Source organism: Bacillus sp. BACIII, assembly GCF_057836745.1.
Genome location: NZ_CM174437.1, coordinates 2,524,860 through 2,539,441, shown reverse-complemented (window position 1 = coordinate 2,539,441; position 14,582 = coordinate 2,524,860). Strand labels below are relative to the sequence as shown.

Below are 14,582 nucleotides of genomic sequence, written 5' to 3'. Positions count from 1 at the left end.
CCTTTTTGAAAAAAGCGATCATATTGATAACCGGCCTATTGCTGCTGATATATAACGGGCAGACGGCCGCGGCCCAGGAACTGAAAACGGACGGTTCCGCCCTCAGAACAAGCGCCGACGCAAAAGAGCAGCAGGCGCTGACGGGCGATCTGATTACTCTTTACGGGGCGAAAGACAGCTCGGAATTGACTTATCAGATTCCTGCGGGAGCTTCGAATGCCAATCAGTCGCTTCTGATTGATTACGAGGCGTCAAACTTATTAATAGCTCCGTCTTCTTTAACGATTGTCATTGATAATGAACCCGTCAAATCCATAAAGCTTGACGGCAGCTCCAAGCGGAGAACAGTAAAGCTCAATCTCAGCAAAAGCCAAGCCGCCCAAGGCTATCACAACGTATCATTGCAATTTTACGGCGTATTAAAAGAGGGCGTCTGCGTCAGGCAGGATACGTCAGGGAACTGGATAAAGATTTATCCCGACAGCCGCCTTGTGCTTTCAGAAGCAAGCAAGTCAAAGGGAGCGGATCTGAGCCATTTCCCGTATCCGTTTGCCCAATCAGGCAATACGGGTGAAGAAACCGATATTATCCTTCCTGACAAACCGACCTCTGCGGAAGCTGAAGCCGCAGTCAAAACAGAAGGATTTCTGAAAACGGCTGACAGCAGGCTGAAAGTGTCGTACGTAAAAGAATCCGCCGCCGGCAAAATCAGCAATCCGTCAATTGTCATCGGCGCCGGGCAGCATTGGAACGGCAAAATAAAAGAGCTTTTCGATCGCGGGAATATCAAAGCAGAACACAACAAACTCCTTCTCGCTGAACGGGTGCTGACCGCCGGAGATAAACGGCAGCCCGTCCTGTTTGTCACGGCACAATCAGACAAAACACTGGCAGAAAAAATCTGCGTCATGACAGACAGCGCTTATTCAGGCCAGCTGAGCGGCGACTCACTGATGATCGGCCGTCTTCAGCCCGCTGCTGAAAAGACAGGCAATAAACTGACTTTAGACGATTTCGGCGCGGGAAATGTAACGGTCGGATCAAACAAAACGGCGTCAGAGCACTTCTTTTACCCTGCGGCGGCCGCTGTTGATAAAGACGGGAAGGTCAAGTTTTCGCTTACATTAAAGACGTCGGAATCGGTCCGGACGAAGGCGGATTCTGGTGATGACGCCGAGAGAGCGGAACTGAACGTCATGGTCAACGGACAGCCGAATGCGGTGCGTCTTGATGATCTCGGCAATAAGGATAAAGACGGCTTTTACCACGTCTCCATCCCGATCGATCCGAAGCTTTTGCGCAGCAGCAGATACATTGATCTGCAATTTGTCACCTCAGGCTTGAAACATAACAATCCGTGTATCGACCGTGACGAAAACAAATGGGTCTATATTGATAAAAGCAGCACGCTGACGTATCCGGTAAGCGTTGCGGCGCAAAAAGCGGATTTCGGGCAATGGCCGCTTCCGTTTGCGGGGAGCGTGAATAAGAAAACTGTGATCGTCATCCCGGATGACGTGACCATGCAGACACTTAAAGAGCTTTCTTTAGTGGCCGATTCATTCGGAAACGGCGCCCGGCAGTCATTTACCGTGAAGACGGCATCAGACATGGAGGAAGCGGACGCCAAAGGCCGGAATGTTGTGTTTATCGGAAGTCTGCCGCAAATTCCGCTTTTAAAGTCAAACGCATCTAAGCTTCTCGTGCCGTCAGACCGCAGCGGCGCTTACGATGTTTCGTCGTTTCAGATGCTGAATGAGACAACGAAACAAGTCGCGTTTACACAGAAATCACCTTGGGACTCAGACAGCAGTATTGCTGTTTTTGCTCCGTTATCAGGAAGCGGCGCGGCCGTCACAAAAGAGCTGATCAGCTTTTTAGACAGCACAAGCGATGCCGCAACCGTCGTCAACGAAACAGCCGGCCGGCAGCTGTTTTCAAACCATCAGCAAATCAAATCCGACGACAGCAGTCCATCGGCTGATCCGAAAAGCCGTTCCGCAGCACTGAACGTTACGTATATCGCTGTTTTCGCAGCGCTTATGATCATTGCGGCCGGCCTGATCTGGCTGACGGCAAGAAGGAAAAAAAGAAAAGCGGATAATGAAAAAAGTGAAGAGTAATGAAAGAAAAAGAGGCCGTTAACGGCCTCTTTTTTTGTATTTTTATTTCCATTTTTGGCGGTGATTTTTTTATTTTTGAAACAGCATAAAAGCCCCTTTACAACCGGACGGGACGGGAGTATGATCTCTTTTATAATCTATATCGCTTAATCTGTATCCAGAGCGGGGGAACCAATTTGCGGCGCGTCATGCCGCTTGGGGTGAATCCTTTTTCAGGTAGGGCCAACTCTCATAAGCCCGAATCCGACAGCTAACCTCGTAAGCGTTCATGAGAGGAGATGAATGAAACCTGTGCACGATTATGGCGCAGGGGCATCCGTTTGCCTCTGTGTCTTTTTGCTGTCCTGAAATAAGGCATGCAATCAGCATTCGGAGACATCATAGCAGTAAGGGCTTGTAAATCAAACGGAAAATGAAAAAAAGGGGAAGACAACAAATGTATCATTCAATCAAAAGATTTTTGATTGGGAAACCGCTGAAATCACAGGCTGCCGGAGAGCAGAAACTGACGAAACTCAAGGCGCTTGCCATGCTTTCTTCAGACGCGCTTTCATCAGTTGCTTACGGAACGGAACAGATTCTGATCATTTTGGCTGCGGTAAGCGCGGCCGCGTTTTGGTATTCCATTCCGATCGCAGCTGGCGTTCTTATTTTGCTGCTAGCTTTGATTCTGTCCTACAGACAGATTATTTACGCTTATCCGCAAGGCGGAGGCGCTTATATGGTTTCTAAAGAAAATCTTGGTGAGAAGCCCGGACTGATTGCGGGCGGCTCATTGCTTGTTGATTATATTCTGACGGTGGCGGTAAGCATTTCTGCCGGAACTGACGCCATTACATCGGCATTTCCGGCTTTGCACCCGCATCATTTGCTCATTGCTGTTTTGCTTGTGATTCTGATTATGATTTTAAATTTGAGAGGGCTGTCAGAGTCGGCGTCCATTTTGGCGTATCCCGTCTATCTGTTTGTGGCGGCGCTTGTCCTTTTGATCGTCGTCGGGCTGTTTAAGCTCATGACGGGCCAGGTTCATCCGGCCGAGCATACACCGATCGGCACGCCCGTAGCGGGCATCACGCTGTTTTTGCTGCTGAAGGCCTTTTCTTCAGGGTGTTCGGCGCTGACCGGTGTTGAAGCCATTTCAAACGCGATCCCGGCCTTTAAAAATCCTCCGGCGAAAAATGCGGCCCGCACTCTGGCCATGATGGGGATTCTGCTGGCGATCTTATTTACGGGGATTACGGTGCTGGCGTACGGCTACGGCACGGGTCCGAAGCCTAACGAGACCGTTATTTCGCAAATCGCCGCGGAAACCTTCGGACGCCATACGGTGTATTATTTCATTCAAGGCGTTACATCACTGATTCTCGTGCTTGCGGCGAATACGGGCTTTTCCGCATTTCCGCAGCTGGCGTTCAATTTAGCGCGCGATCAGTATATGCCGAGAATGTTTACGGTTCGCGGCGACCGATTAGGTTTTTCAAACGGAATTATTTTTCTCGGTATCGCGTCCATCATGCTTATTCTTTTATTCGGCGGCCGCACGGAACATCTCATTCCGCTTTATGCCGTCGGCGTGTTCATTCCATTTACGCTGTCCCAGACGGGAATGTGCATCAAGTGGATCAGGCAGAAGCCGAAGGGCTGGGCTGTAAAAATGCTGATCAACTCATGCGGCGCCGCCATTTCATTTATGGTGCTGTGCATTTTATTCGCGACAAAATTCAACCTTGTCTGGCCCGTGCTGTTATTCATGCCGGCTGTCGTCTTTTTGTTTTTCGTTATTAAAAATCACTACACCGCGGTCGGCGAACAGCTGCGGGTCGTTGATCAGCAGCCTGAGGAAATCAAGGGAACCGTCGTCATCGTGCCTGTCGCAGGTGTCACTACGGTCGTCCAAAAATCGATTCAGTATGCGAAATCATTATCGGATCAGGTCATTGCGGTTCATGTTTCCTTTGACAGGGAAAACGAAAAGAAGGTGGAAAAGTGCTGGGAAGAGCTTCATAACGGCGTCCGCCTCGTCACCCTGCATTCCTCATACCGCAGTCTGGTTCACCCGTTTGATAAGTTTTTAGAAACGGTCGAACAAAAAGCGAAAAAAGAACAGTTCTCCGTGATGGTGCTGTTTCCGCAATTCATCACAAAAAAACGCTGGCAGACCATCCTTCACAACCAATCAGCCTTCTTGCTCCGCGTCCGGCTGTTTTGGAAGAAGGACATAATCGTCGCCACACTGCCGTATCATTTTAAAAAGTAACGGTAAAGACCGCAGGCCATAGTGCCGCGGTCTTTTTTGTAAAGGAGGACGACATGGCTCAAGGCGCTTTTGTCATCATTCAAAATGACGGGCGGGACATATTGCTCGTAAAACGAAAAGACGTTCCCTTATGGGATTTGCCCGGCGGCGGGATCGCAGAAGGTGAAACACCTGAAGCCGCAGCCATCAGAGAGGCCTTCGAAGAAACCGGTTATAACGTGACCATCCTGCAAAAATCCGGTGAATATGAAAGACCTGCATTTGAAGATACACAGCACGTGTTCATCGGAGCCGTTACTGGTGGAACCCCGCTGATGAACGGGCCGGAAACCGCCGCATTACGCTGGTTTTCCCCAAACCGGCTGCCGCTGTTCATGGTGCCGAACAGGAAACGCCAAGTGAAAGACGGAATCAATGGTGCGGCAAATATGAAGGTAACGCTGAAAGACCGGCATCTGTTATCCATCCTTGATCTGCTGAGAAAAAAGTCAGGCAGATAGCCCCGTGTTTCAACCCGTTTTAAAAAGGGGATGAATACAGGTAAAAGGAGGATGCAGTATGCCAAGTAAAACAGCAGGACACGTAATGACAGAGCTGCTTGAACAATGGGGAGTCGGACATATATACGGCATTCCCGGAGACAGCATTAATGAATTTATCGAAGAACTGAGACATGAACGAAACAACCTGACATTCATCCAAACCAGGCACGAGGAAGTCGCAGCCCTGGCCGCCGCGGCTGAGGCAAAACTGACCGGGCAGATCGGTGTCTGCCTTTCAATCGCAGGGCCGGGAGCCGTTCATCTGCTGAACGGTTTGTACGACGCCAAAGCGGACGGTGTTCCGGTTTTGGCGATTGCGGGACAGGTTGCCTCAGATGAAATCGGCCGTGACAGCTTTCAGGAAATCAAATTAGAGCAAATGTTTGAGGACGTGGCGGTATTCAACCAGCAGGTACATACAGCAGAAGCGCTGCCCGATCTTCTGAACCAGGCGATCCGTACGGCTTACAGCAAAAAAGGCGTTGCCGTCTTAACCGTATCTGATGATTTATTCGCGCAAAAAATCAAACGGGAGCCGGTCTACACGTCGCCGATATATTTAAAAGCCGATATCGAGCCGAAAAAAGAACATCTCGTGACATGCGCGCAATATATTAACAACGCAAAAAAACCGGTCATTCTCGCCGGCCAAGGGTTAAAGTCAGCAAAAGAGGAACTGCTCGCATTCGCCGATAAAGCGGCCGCTCCGATTGTCATTACTCTGCCGGCAAAAGGCGTCATACCTGACAGCCATCCCTATTTTCTCGGAAATCTCGGGCAAATCGGCACAAAGCCCGCCTACGAAGCGATGGAGGAATGCGATCTGCTGATCATGCTCGGCACATCGTTCCCATACAGGGATTATCTCCCGGAGGATACGCCTGCCATCCAGCTTGATTCGGATCCGGCCAAAATCGGCAAGCGCTATCCCGTCAATGCGGGAATCGTCAGTGATGCGGCTCTGGGACTGAAAGAGCTGACGGATTACATTGAATATAAAGAAGACAGAAGATTTTTAGACGCCTGCACCGAGCACATGAAGCATTGGTGGAAGGAAATCGAAAAAGATGAAACCGAAGCGACTCATCCGCTCAAGCCCCAGCAGGTCATCGCCCGGCTCCAGGATGCGGCCGCAGAGGATGCCGTCCTGTCAGTGGATGTCGGAACGGTTACGGTATGGATGGCCCGCCATTTTAAAATGAAAAAGCAGGACTTTATCGTCTCAAGCTGGCTCGCCACGATGGGATGCGGGCTTCCGGGAGCGATTGCCGCGAGCCTTGCCGAACCTGAGCGGCAGTCCATCGCCATTTGCGGAGACGGCGGATTTTCAATGGTCATGCAGGATCTGCCGACGGCTGTTAAATATAAACTGCCGATTACAGTTGTCATTTTAAACAACGAAAATTTAGGCATGATTGAATATGAACAGCGAGTCAAAGGCAACATTGACTACGTCACCCAGCTGCAAAATGTGGATTATGCCGCTTTTGCAAAAAGCTGCGGGGCAAAAGGGATCAAAGTGACGAAACACGAAGAATTGGCTCCCGCTTTTCATGAAGCGCTCAACTCAAATGAACCGGTCGTCATTGACGCCGTCATCGGCGACGAGCCGCCGCTTCCGGGAAAAATCACTTACGGCCAAGCGAAAGGCTTCAGCAAATACATGCTGAAAAACTTCTTTGAAAACCAAAAAATCGAAATGCCGTCGCTCAAGAAAAGCTTGAAACGGCTGTTTTAAAAAGCGGCGCTTATAAAAAAATAAACAGGCAGCATGCCTGTTTATCAGGCTGTCGAGAAAATCTCGACAGCCTTTATTTTTCCTTAAAATATCCATTCTCCTGTATTAAAATAAAAGAAAGACTAAAAAGGACGGTGTCTTTCTCATGTTCCACACAAGAAACTCTTCTCAAAACACAGCCGAATTTGTTTTGCTTGACCAACTCGTCGAAGAAGATCATCTGCTTCGAAAAATTGATAAACACATAGACTTCTCTTTTATCATTGAAAAGGTTAAGCCTTACTACAGCGAAAACAAAGGCCGCCCTTCACTCGATCCGCTGATTTTATTCAAAATGATGTTTATCGGCTACCTCTACGGTATCCGTTCAGAAAGACAGCTCGAAAAAGAAATTTACTACAATATGGCATACAGATGGTTTCTCGGATTGAACATAAATGATCCAGTTCCGCATCACTCCACCATCAGCTGGAACAGACGCACACGCTTTAAAGATACAACCATCTTCCAAGACATCTTTGATGAGATCGTTCTTCAGGCCATCAATCATGACATGGTGGGCGGACGTGTCCTATTCACTGATTCAACTCATCTGAAAGCCAATGCCAACAAGCATAAATACACAAGAAAAACAATTGCGCAGGATACCCAAAACTATATCAAGGATTTAAATGAAGCCATACAAGAGGATCGGGAGGAACACGGAAAAAAGCCGTTAAAAGTCAAAGAGGAGGTGAAAGCTGAAAAAGAGATCCGCCACAGTACAACTGATCCGGAAAGTGGATATATGTATCGTGAAAATAAACCGGAGGGTTTCTTTTATTTAGATCACCGAACAACGGATATGAAACATAACATTATCACCGACGCCTATGTCACGCCCGGAAATGTCCATGATTCTGTACCTTATCTTGACCGATTGGATCACCAAATCGCACGATTTGATTTTGATGTAGAAGCCGTCGCTCTTGATTCTGGTTATTTAACGACCCCGATCTGTAAAGGATTAGCTGACCGCCATATTTTTGGCGTTATTGCCTATAGACGATATCACCCTGCCAGAGGCTTGTTTCCAAAATGGAAATTTCATTATGACAGTGAACAAGATAGATACATTTGTCCAAATCACCAAACACTTACATACTCAACAACTGACCGAAAAGGCTACCGGTCATATAAATCAAATCCTGAAATCTGTTCCGCATGCCCATTGCTTGCACAATGCACAAAATCAAAGAACCGCCAAAAGGTCATCACCCGGCATGTATGGGAGGACCATAAAGAAAGGGTCAGACAAAATCGCTTGTCTGTTTCAGGAAAAAACCTCTACAAAAAAAGAAAAGAAAAAATAGAGCGAAGCTTTGCAGATTCAAAACAGCTGCATGGGCTTCGCTATTGCAGGTTGAGGGGAAAGCGGAATGTGAGCGAGCAAGTCCTCCTCACAGCCGCATGCCAGAATATGAAGAAGATTGCCACATACCTAGCCAAACAAGGCTAGGCATGTGGGAGCTCTTTTTCTGCATCTGAAACCTGATGAATATCTAAAGAAACTGTATAAAACAAAAAAGCTTGTAGAAAAAACATCGTTTTCTCTACAAGCTGATAAACAGGCAGCATGCCTGTTTATTTTTATTTGCCGTGCAGCTTGTTTGCATATAGGCTCTCCTATTTATTCAGATGAGCCGTATGATCATTTTTCTTCAAAAAGATTATCCCGGGTTAAATGGAATAGGTCAGCCAATTTCCAAGGGAGCCGCCCATCTTGTCATAGAACTTTTGTGCACGGTAATTATCAGTTGCTGTTATCCATGACATATGCGCATACCCGTTTTCTTTTGTAAATGCCTCACAACTTTTAAACAGTTCTTGGGCTGCTCCTGTGCCTCTTGCTTTTTCTGCCACGAATAAATCATTCATTATTGTTATTTTATCTGCTTTCGTCGTACTAAAACTAAAATATAATGTTGCAAAGCCAATAAGTTCCCCATCTTGTTCAGCGACGAATTGAATACCTCTGCCCTTTTCAAATAGCATTTCAATCAAACGATGTATATCTTCAATGGGTGGTTTAGGCCTTTGATAAAAATCCACGATATACAGGTACATTAAGCTGGTCAATTGGTTTACATCATAAGGTTCCGCGCTCCTGATGATCATATGTTTCCCCCCCCCTCACTCTTTTTTAATTTTTGTTATACAAAACTTACACAAATATTCCAAATAATGCAATGTTTTAAATTGGTTTTGAGCCGGTTTGTTTTTTAAGAAAAATCAAAAAGGCGGAATCATTCTCATGAAGCGCTTAACTCAAATGAGCCGGCCGTCTATCGGCGACGAGCCGCCGCTTCCGGCATTCAGCATGAGGCTATGTATTTGATGCCCGCTCTATTACTTTAAGGAGGGAACAGAATGCAAGCAGTCAAACAATTGTCATTCAATCCAGAAGTATCGGGCTGTTTTTTAATCCGTTAAATTAAATTCAACTTTTAGAGTCTCAGCTGTGCGAGAAGGCTTTATAGTCAAGGCTTTTTTCACTGGTGTACTTATTTGTCGCACGATAAAATTGCAATAACTGAAAGGAGGGGTGCAAGTGATAAAGAGAAAAAGGACTCAGAGGAGTTTAGATAATGGATGAAAAAAAGAAAGAAGTTCAAAGAAAATACAGAGAAGAGATTAAGAGAAAGAAACAGCAAAAAGAAGATGATAAAAACTTCACAAGAGAGGCCTTTATTGTTGTGACGATAATCGTGCTGTTTATTTTTTTGAATTTCATGTTCAAAAGTTTTTAACAAAAAATCCCTGCCCCCCCTGCTTCAGTTCATTTTGATGAAGCATCCCTTCTTAAAGATAGGAAGTACATCATGAATAAGCAATTAGTCTCTGGGAAATTCATTCCTGAGTTCCGAACACTGACGGTGGCTTCTCAACAGCATCTTATATGGGTTGCTTAAAACAAAAAATTATTGACTTTATTTCCGGAGGTCTGCAAAAATTACTTGAAAAAAATGTGGAAAGAAGCAGCTATTCCAATCTTAAAAATCGTCGGGAAAAATGCAGTTAGAGGTGGAGTTGTTAGTTTAGCCACGACAGCATATTAAGCCAAGTGTTTGTTACAAAAGATAATTAATGTTTTGTCCCTCCGTAAATGCGGCGGATTTGCATTTACATTCGATAAAAGTATCGGCCGTATGATGAATGTTGCTCTTTTCATGACGAAGAGGGTTTTTTGTTTTTTAAGTCAATGTATGGTCTGGCTGCTGGCGGAATTTACAGACCGAAAATGAAAGCGAAGCTTGAAGGAATGTTAAAATAAAAAAACAGTCCCTATTTTGCCCGCTTTTCTTTAAAAATGTGATCCAAGATGAACATAAAGAGAGTGAATAAAAAGGACATTGTCATCATATCTATTAGAGATATATTAGAGGTTTCTTTTATTAGCAGCAGCCATACCACCTGCAAAACGAAAGAAATAGAAAAATAAGATATATATTTAATGCTCTTCATACCCATTTCCCCCTTTATTAGCCTAATTTCTCTTTTGCGATCTTATCCAAATGAGTAAAAAGGATATCCAAGCCCGAAAATAAGAAAGTTATGAACAATGAAAGAAGAATTTCTCCACCTTGAAATATAGCTATGTTCTCAATGATATGATTGGAAATGTATTTAATTGAGAAGTAAACAGCTGCCCATGCAAAAATGAATTCAAGGATATAGGCTAACCAAGCAGGTAGTTTAAAAACATGAGTCATTCCTTTTACAATTACCATTAGGATTAGCATATAAATGAAAGCTAAAATACTGACGACGACAGAAAATATGTATAAGTCTGAAAGTGAACCATATAGGATATATTCTCCGGAAAAATGATTTACAGTTATAGCTGCAAAATAAATAACTAGGCTGGGAACAGTTACAGCGAAGCACAGGGAGAATCCAACAAGCCCTATGAATGCTGCATGCGCTAAGTGATTGGGTGGTGTATCCACAATCTCCTTTTTTAATAGAATCATAAAAACAAGAGATGAAATAACAAGGCAGCATAAGAGAGTGAGCAAAACAGTAAAAAAGACAGTCATGTGAAATCTCCAATGAAAAAGTGCTATTAGAGTGAATCTAACAGCACTTTGCATGATCATTTATGAATCAGTTTAAAATGTTTTCATTGCTAAAGTTGTCAAATGAGCGAGGTTTTTAGCCTGGCTGTCAGAAAGTCCGGACTTTTTAAGTGAAAGATAAAGATTCTTTTCCACGTCAGTCCAGCTTAAGGCGACATACTCGTTCAGCATTTTCTTTAAAACCGGTTCTATGTGTTCATTGAAAACAGATTCAAGTTCATTTCTTATTTTCTTTCCTGCTAATTTTTCAACAAGATTAAATAATTTTGTTTTATTTTTCAGCACCTCTCTGATTGCATCTTTAACTGGTTTTGACACAGATGCATCGCTTTGTGCTTTTAGTCCGTAGGAAAATTGCGTATCAGTCTGATAAAAAAATGATTTGGTCGTTCCAGTGGCATTGGCAGTATTATTATGATTTTCTTTAGCTAAGGATGCGGGGACAAAAGAAGTAGTTACAAGGGCTAAAGATGCGGCAAACAGAATGCCTTTAGCTGTGTGTTTAATGGGAAATCCTCCTTTAGAAATGTAGTGTAGAGAGAAATGAAAGACTATGTATTTAGGCGGGACCTATATGATCCGCTTTGAACATTTTTCCCTCTCAGATACCATTCTATCAATAGGTATTTTTTGGGTAAATAGGATTTTTATACAGTATTTTTCTCATCATCCAAAATCTTCTTTAGCAGAATTCATTTTAGCTGCAGTTTCGTGAAATAGAACATGGGCTGGAGCCTATATAACACATGTACAGGCTGATTGATGCGGAACGACATGATCGGAGCGGTTTTATCATTTAGGGTTAATTTAAAAAAATAAACAGGCAGCATGCCTGGTTATTTTTTTTTGCGTGAAAGAGCGAAGAAAAACGGGAAGGCGGAACCGGCCAATAACGTACCGAATAAAAACATGCCCCCGATGAACACATGATAGTTCACTCCGCCGATCCAAAGCCCCGTGATTAAGGAAACGATACTCAATGCGACCATCACAAAGCCGGGAATCAGGCGTTTCTTGCCCGTTGTCCGATAAGCAATAAGAGAACAGAAGATGCCGATGACAATCGGCACGATCCACAGATAAAAAAGGATAAATACTGACATAAGCAAAACTCCGATTTTTTCTTCTATCATACCAAAAACCCCCGGAAAAAGATACGAACGAGAGCCCGGGCCAAAAGAAAAACACCGGCCCATAGCGGCCGGTTTTTCTAACGGAAAGAATCGTAAATCACAAACAGATTAAGCGCGATCACTAAAACCGCAATCAGCCAGGCGAGAGCCGTCACCCATTTACGGTTCGTCAGGGCGCCCATCAGGCGTCTGTTGCTCGTAAACATAATCAGCGGCACGAGCGCAAAGGAGATGCCGAATGAAAGAACGACCTGGCTCCATACAAGCGCTTCTGTGGCGTTGACCCCTGAGATAATGATGACCATCGGCGGAATAATGGTAATGAAACGCCGCAAATAAAGCGGGATACGGTAACGGATGAAGCCCTGCATGATAATGTCGCCTGACAATGTGCCGACAGAAGAGCTCGAAAGCCCCGCGGCCAGCAGCCCGATTCCGAAGAGAGCGGCTGATGCCGGCCCGATATAGTGGCCGAATTGCTGATAAGCCACGTCTAAATCTTCTACATACAGCCCGTTCTTGAAGAAAAGCGCAGCCGCTACAATCAGCATGCTTGCGTTAATCGCCCCTGCGATCACCATCGCGATGAGAATGTCAATCGTCTCGAATTTAAAAATCTTTTTCCGCTCGTTATCCGTTTTTCCGACGACACGGCGCTGTGTCAGTGCGGAATGTAAGTAAATGGCGTGCGGCATCACGGTTGCGCCGAGTATCCCGGTTGCAAGAAGCACACTGTCCATTCCGTCAATTTTCGGGATAAACAGCCCTTCGAGAACGGAAGCGGCGTCAGGCTTGGCGAAGAAGGTTTGCAGGGCGAAGGCAATTACCACCACAAACAGAAGTCCGGCAATGCCCGCTTCCAGCGCCCGGTAACCGCGGCGCTGCAGCTCTAAAATCGCGAATGAGCCGATCGCCGCGATAATGGCCGCTTCCATCATCGGTATGCCGAACAGCAGATTGAGCCCGAGGGCCGCTCCGATAAACTCAGCCAGATCAGTCGCCATAATCACCAATTCACCCTGTATCCACAACCCGGCGGATACCCATTTCGGATACCGGTCTCTGGCGATTTCCGGCAGGTTTTTACCCGTGGCGATGCCGAGCTTCGCGGAAAGGACTTGAATTAAAAAAGCCATCAAGTTTGAAAAGAGGATGACCCACAACAGCATATACCCGAATTTCGAACCAGCTGAGATATTCGTAGCGAAGTTTCCCGGATCAATGTAGGCAATCGCCGCGATAAATGCGGGACCTAAAAAAGGCAGAAGCCGCTTGAATCCCTTGCTTTTGCCGTCAAGTGCATCCTGAATGGCTTTTGCTTGCAATGATTGTGCTGAGATGTCTTTGCTCATTATGTCTCACCTAAATTCCGATAGATTTTTAGCTAAATAACAAAAAAGTTTCCTAGATGCAAATTATTTTATCTACATCATAAATCCGCTATTATGAGATGTCAAGCTCTTTATGTTCAATAAACCAGTACATTTATGCCCTGTTTTATCTATGATATGTATCCCGCCTGAGAAAGGTCCGAAAATGAAAAAGACATCGTATTCGGAAAGAAACGATGCCGTTCTCAACGATGTTTCCGCACGGGTTCTCCATTTTAAAAAGGGGAAAGAGTACACTGTCCCATAAATCGTCAGAACTTTCCGTCCGCCAGCACAGATTTGAAAAAAAGACGGCACATTTCCTCCATTTTGCCGGGTAAATAGAATAATAATGTTTCTTTCCATTGGAGATAAAACCTTCCTGTACCATTCAAATGACCTCCGGAAAAACCCCGGACGCTCTGAATAAATGTTTGAATCAACGATATATCAGTGATTCCAGTCCAATAAACCGCTGTTATTTATCGAAAACAAAGAAAGCGCTTTATCATTCAGGCAGAAAAGAAGTTGGAGCATTAGACTTATTTCAGTCTTCCGGGCGAAAACGTATAATAACCTCAGGAAAGCTTTCCAGACATATGATAAAAGAGGGGGAATTTTCTTGGTGCGTCGTTTGTCGGTCTTTTCTTTAGCCATGATGTTTGCTGTTTCTTTATTCGCTTTTGGCGGCTCTGCATCAGCTGCAACTTTTACACCTAAAGCTGAACCGGACGTTTCCATTTTAGCCAGCGGGGGAACAGTCGTATTTACGGTGCTAATATGCGCTCATGCTCTAAGGTCAGCTGTTCAACAATTACAACATTCTCAAGCGGTAAAAAAATTACAGGTACTTGGGTGACTGGAGAATATGTTCAGGGCCACTACACCAACTCAAATAAATGGCTGAAAGTCACGTATGCAGGAGCGACAGGCTACGTGTCAGTCACCACTCTTTCTTATTATTACGGTTTATAATCAGAAAAACCCCGTTCTTTTTCGAGCGGGGTTTTTCCATATATTCCGGATCAATTTCCTCGCTTCGTTTCATCGTCGTGTTTCAACAGCTGATCGATTTCTTCTTTAGAAGCGTTTTTTTTCCACTCTTTCGCCTGACTTGTCGCAATGGGAATGGCCCGTCCTTCTTCATAACCCTCATCCACCATCGCATTCGCGATTTCGATCGCTTTTTTCTTCACGGGTTCCTCGAGATTCTTCAATGATTGCGGATAATCCTTCATTGACCAAGGCATGTCTATCACTCCTTTATAAAAAGTGTTTCCCGCCTGAAGAAAAAGAAAACC

General features: G+C 45.1%; 11 protein-coding genes, 2 pseudogenes and 1 riboswitch. Of the genes and pseudogenes, 7 read left to right on the top strand and 6 right to left on the bottom strand.

The annotated features are described in order from the left end of the window. Nucleotides 1-5 precede the first annotated feature (5 nt). From ACXN9U_RS12375 to ACXN9U_RS12355, 5 genes are all read left to right on the top strand, one after another. Nucleotides 6-2,123 carry a cellulose biosynthesis cyclic di-GMP-binding regulatory protein BcsB gene (locus ACXN9U_RS12375; protein ID WP_060963572.1) on the top strand — a complete coding sequence of 706 codons (2,118 nt, stop codon included), beginning with the start codon at nucleotides 6-8 and terminating at the stop codon, nucleotides 2,121-2,123. Nucleotides 2,124-2,256: 133 nt separating this feature from the next. After that, a riboswitch (cyclic di-AMP (ydaO/yuaA leader) is annotated at nucleotides 2,257-2,403 on the top strand. Nucleotides 2,404-2,559: 156 nt separating this feature from the next. Beyond that, nucleotides 2,560-4,380, top strand: coding sequence for an APC family permease (locus ACXN9U_RS12370; RefSeq protein WP_060963571.1), 1,821 nt, complete (start codon nucleotides 2,560-2,562; stop codon nucleotides 4,378-4,380). Between the two features lie 53 nt (nucleotides 4,381-4,433). Next, nucleotides 4,434-4,880 carry an NUDIX hydrolase gene (locus ACXN9U_RS12365; protein WP_060963570.1) on the top strand — a complete coding sequence of 149 codons (447 nt, stop codon included), beginning with the start codon at nucleotides 4,434-4,436 and terminating at the stop codon, nucleotides 4,878-4,880. A gap of 58 nt (nucleotides 4,881-4,938) precedes the next feature. Beyond that, complete coding sequence (locus tag ACXN9U_RS12360; protein WP_489201710.1) at nucleotides 4,939-6,660, top strand: pyruvate oxidase; 1,722 nt, start codon at nucleotides 4,939-4,941, stop codon at nucleotides 6,658-6,660. Nucleotides 6,661-6,805: 145 nt separating this feature from the next. After that, entirely contained in the window at nucleotides 6,806-8,158 is a 1,353-nt protein-coding gene (locus ACXN9U_RS12355; RefSeq protein ID WP_060963187.1) for an IS1182 family transposase, read from the top strand. 221 nt (nucleotides 8,159-8,379) lie between these two features. Here ACXN9U_RS12355 and ACXN9U_RS12350 read toward each other — a convergent pair whose 3' ends face one another. Then, nucleotides 8,380-8,817 carry a GNAT family N-acetyltransferase gene (locus tag ACXN9U_RS12350; protein WP_489201709.1) on the bottom strand — a complete coding sequence of 146 codons (438 nt, stop codon included), beginning with the start codon at nucleotides 8,815-8,817 and terminating at the stop codon, nucleotides 8,380-8,382. A 470-nt stretch (nucleotides 8,818-9,287) separates the two neighbouring features. Here ACXN9U_RS12350 and ACXN9U_RS12345 point away from each other — a divergent pair, with 470 nt between their 5' ends. Further along, nucleotides 9,288-9,449, top strand: coding sequence for a hypothetical protein (locus ACXN9U_RS12345; RefSeq protein ID WP_007410191.1), 162 nt, complete (start codon nucleotides 9,288-9,290; stop codon nucleotides 9,447-9,449). Nucleotides 9,450-10,181: 732 nt separating this feature from the next. On the opposite strand, the gene ACXN9U_RS12340 is transcribed toward ACXN9U_RS12345, so the two are convergent. The 4 genes from ACXN9U_RS12340 to ACXN9U_RS12325 form a co-directional block, all read right to left on the bottom strand. Then, entirely contained in the window at nucleotides 10,182-10,739 is a 558-nt protein-coding gene (locus ACXN9U_RS12340) for a hypothetical protein (RefSeq protein WP_489201708.1), read from the bottom strand. A 72-nt stretch (nucleotides 10,740-10,811) separates the two neighbouring features. Continuing rightward, complete coding sequence (locus tag ACXN9U_RS12335; RefSeq protein WP_235588406.1) at nucleotides 10,812-11,063, bottom strand: hypothetical protein; 252 nt, start codon at nucleotides 11,061-11,063, stop codon at nucleotides 10,812-10,814. 551 nt (nucleotides 11,064-11,614) lie between these two features. Next, a complete protein-coding gene (locus ACXN9U_RS12330) occupies nucleotides 11,615-11,881 on the bottom strand; it encodes a hypothetical protein (protein WP_029575267.1) in 267 nt (88 codons plus the stop codon). 107 nt (nucleotides 11,882-11,988) lie between these two features. Next, nucleotides 11,989-13,266 (bottom strand): Nramp family divalent metal transporter, encoded by a 1,278-nt coding sequence (locus ACXN9U_RS12325; RefSeq protein WP_156187160.1) that lies wholly within the window; start codon nucleotides 13,264-13,266, stop codon nucleotides 11,989-11,991. 637 nt (nucleotides 13,267-13,903) lie between these two features. On the opposite strand from ACXN9U_RS12325, the pseudogene ACXN9U_RS12320 reads away from it, so the two are divergent. Next, nucleotides 13,904-14,256: pseudogene (locus tag ACXN9U_RS12320) on the top strand (SH3 domain-containing protein). A 59-nt stretch (nucleotides 14,257-14,315) separates the two neighbouring features. Here the strand turns inward: ACXN9U_RS12320 and ACXN9U_RS12315 are convergent. Continuing rightward, nucleotides 14,316-14,531 (bottom strand): annotated as a pseudogene (locus ACXN9U_RS12315) (DUF2188 domain-containing protein); the annotation flags it as partial. Between the last annotated feature and the right edge of the window lie 51 nt (nucleotides 14,532-14,582).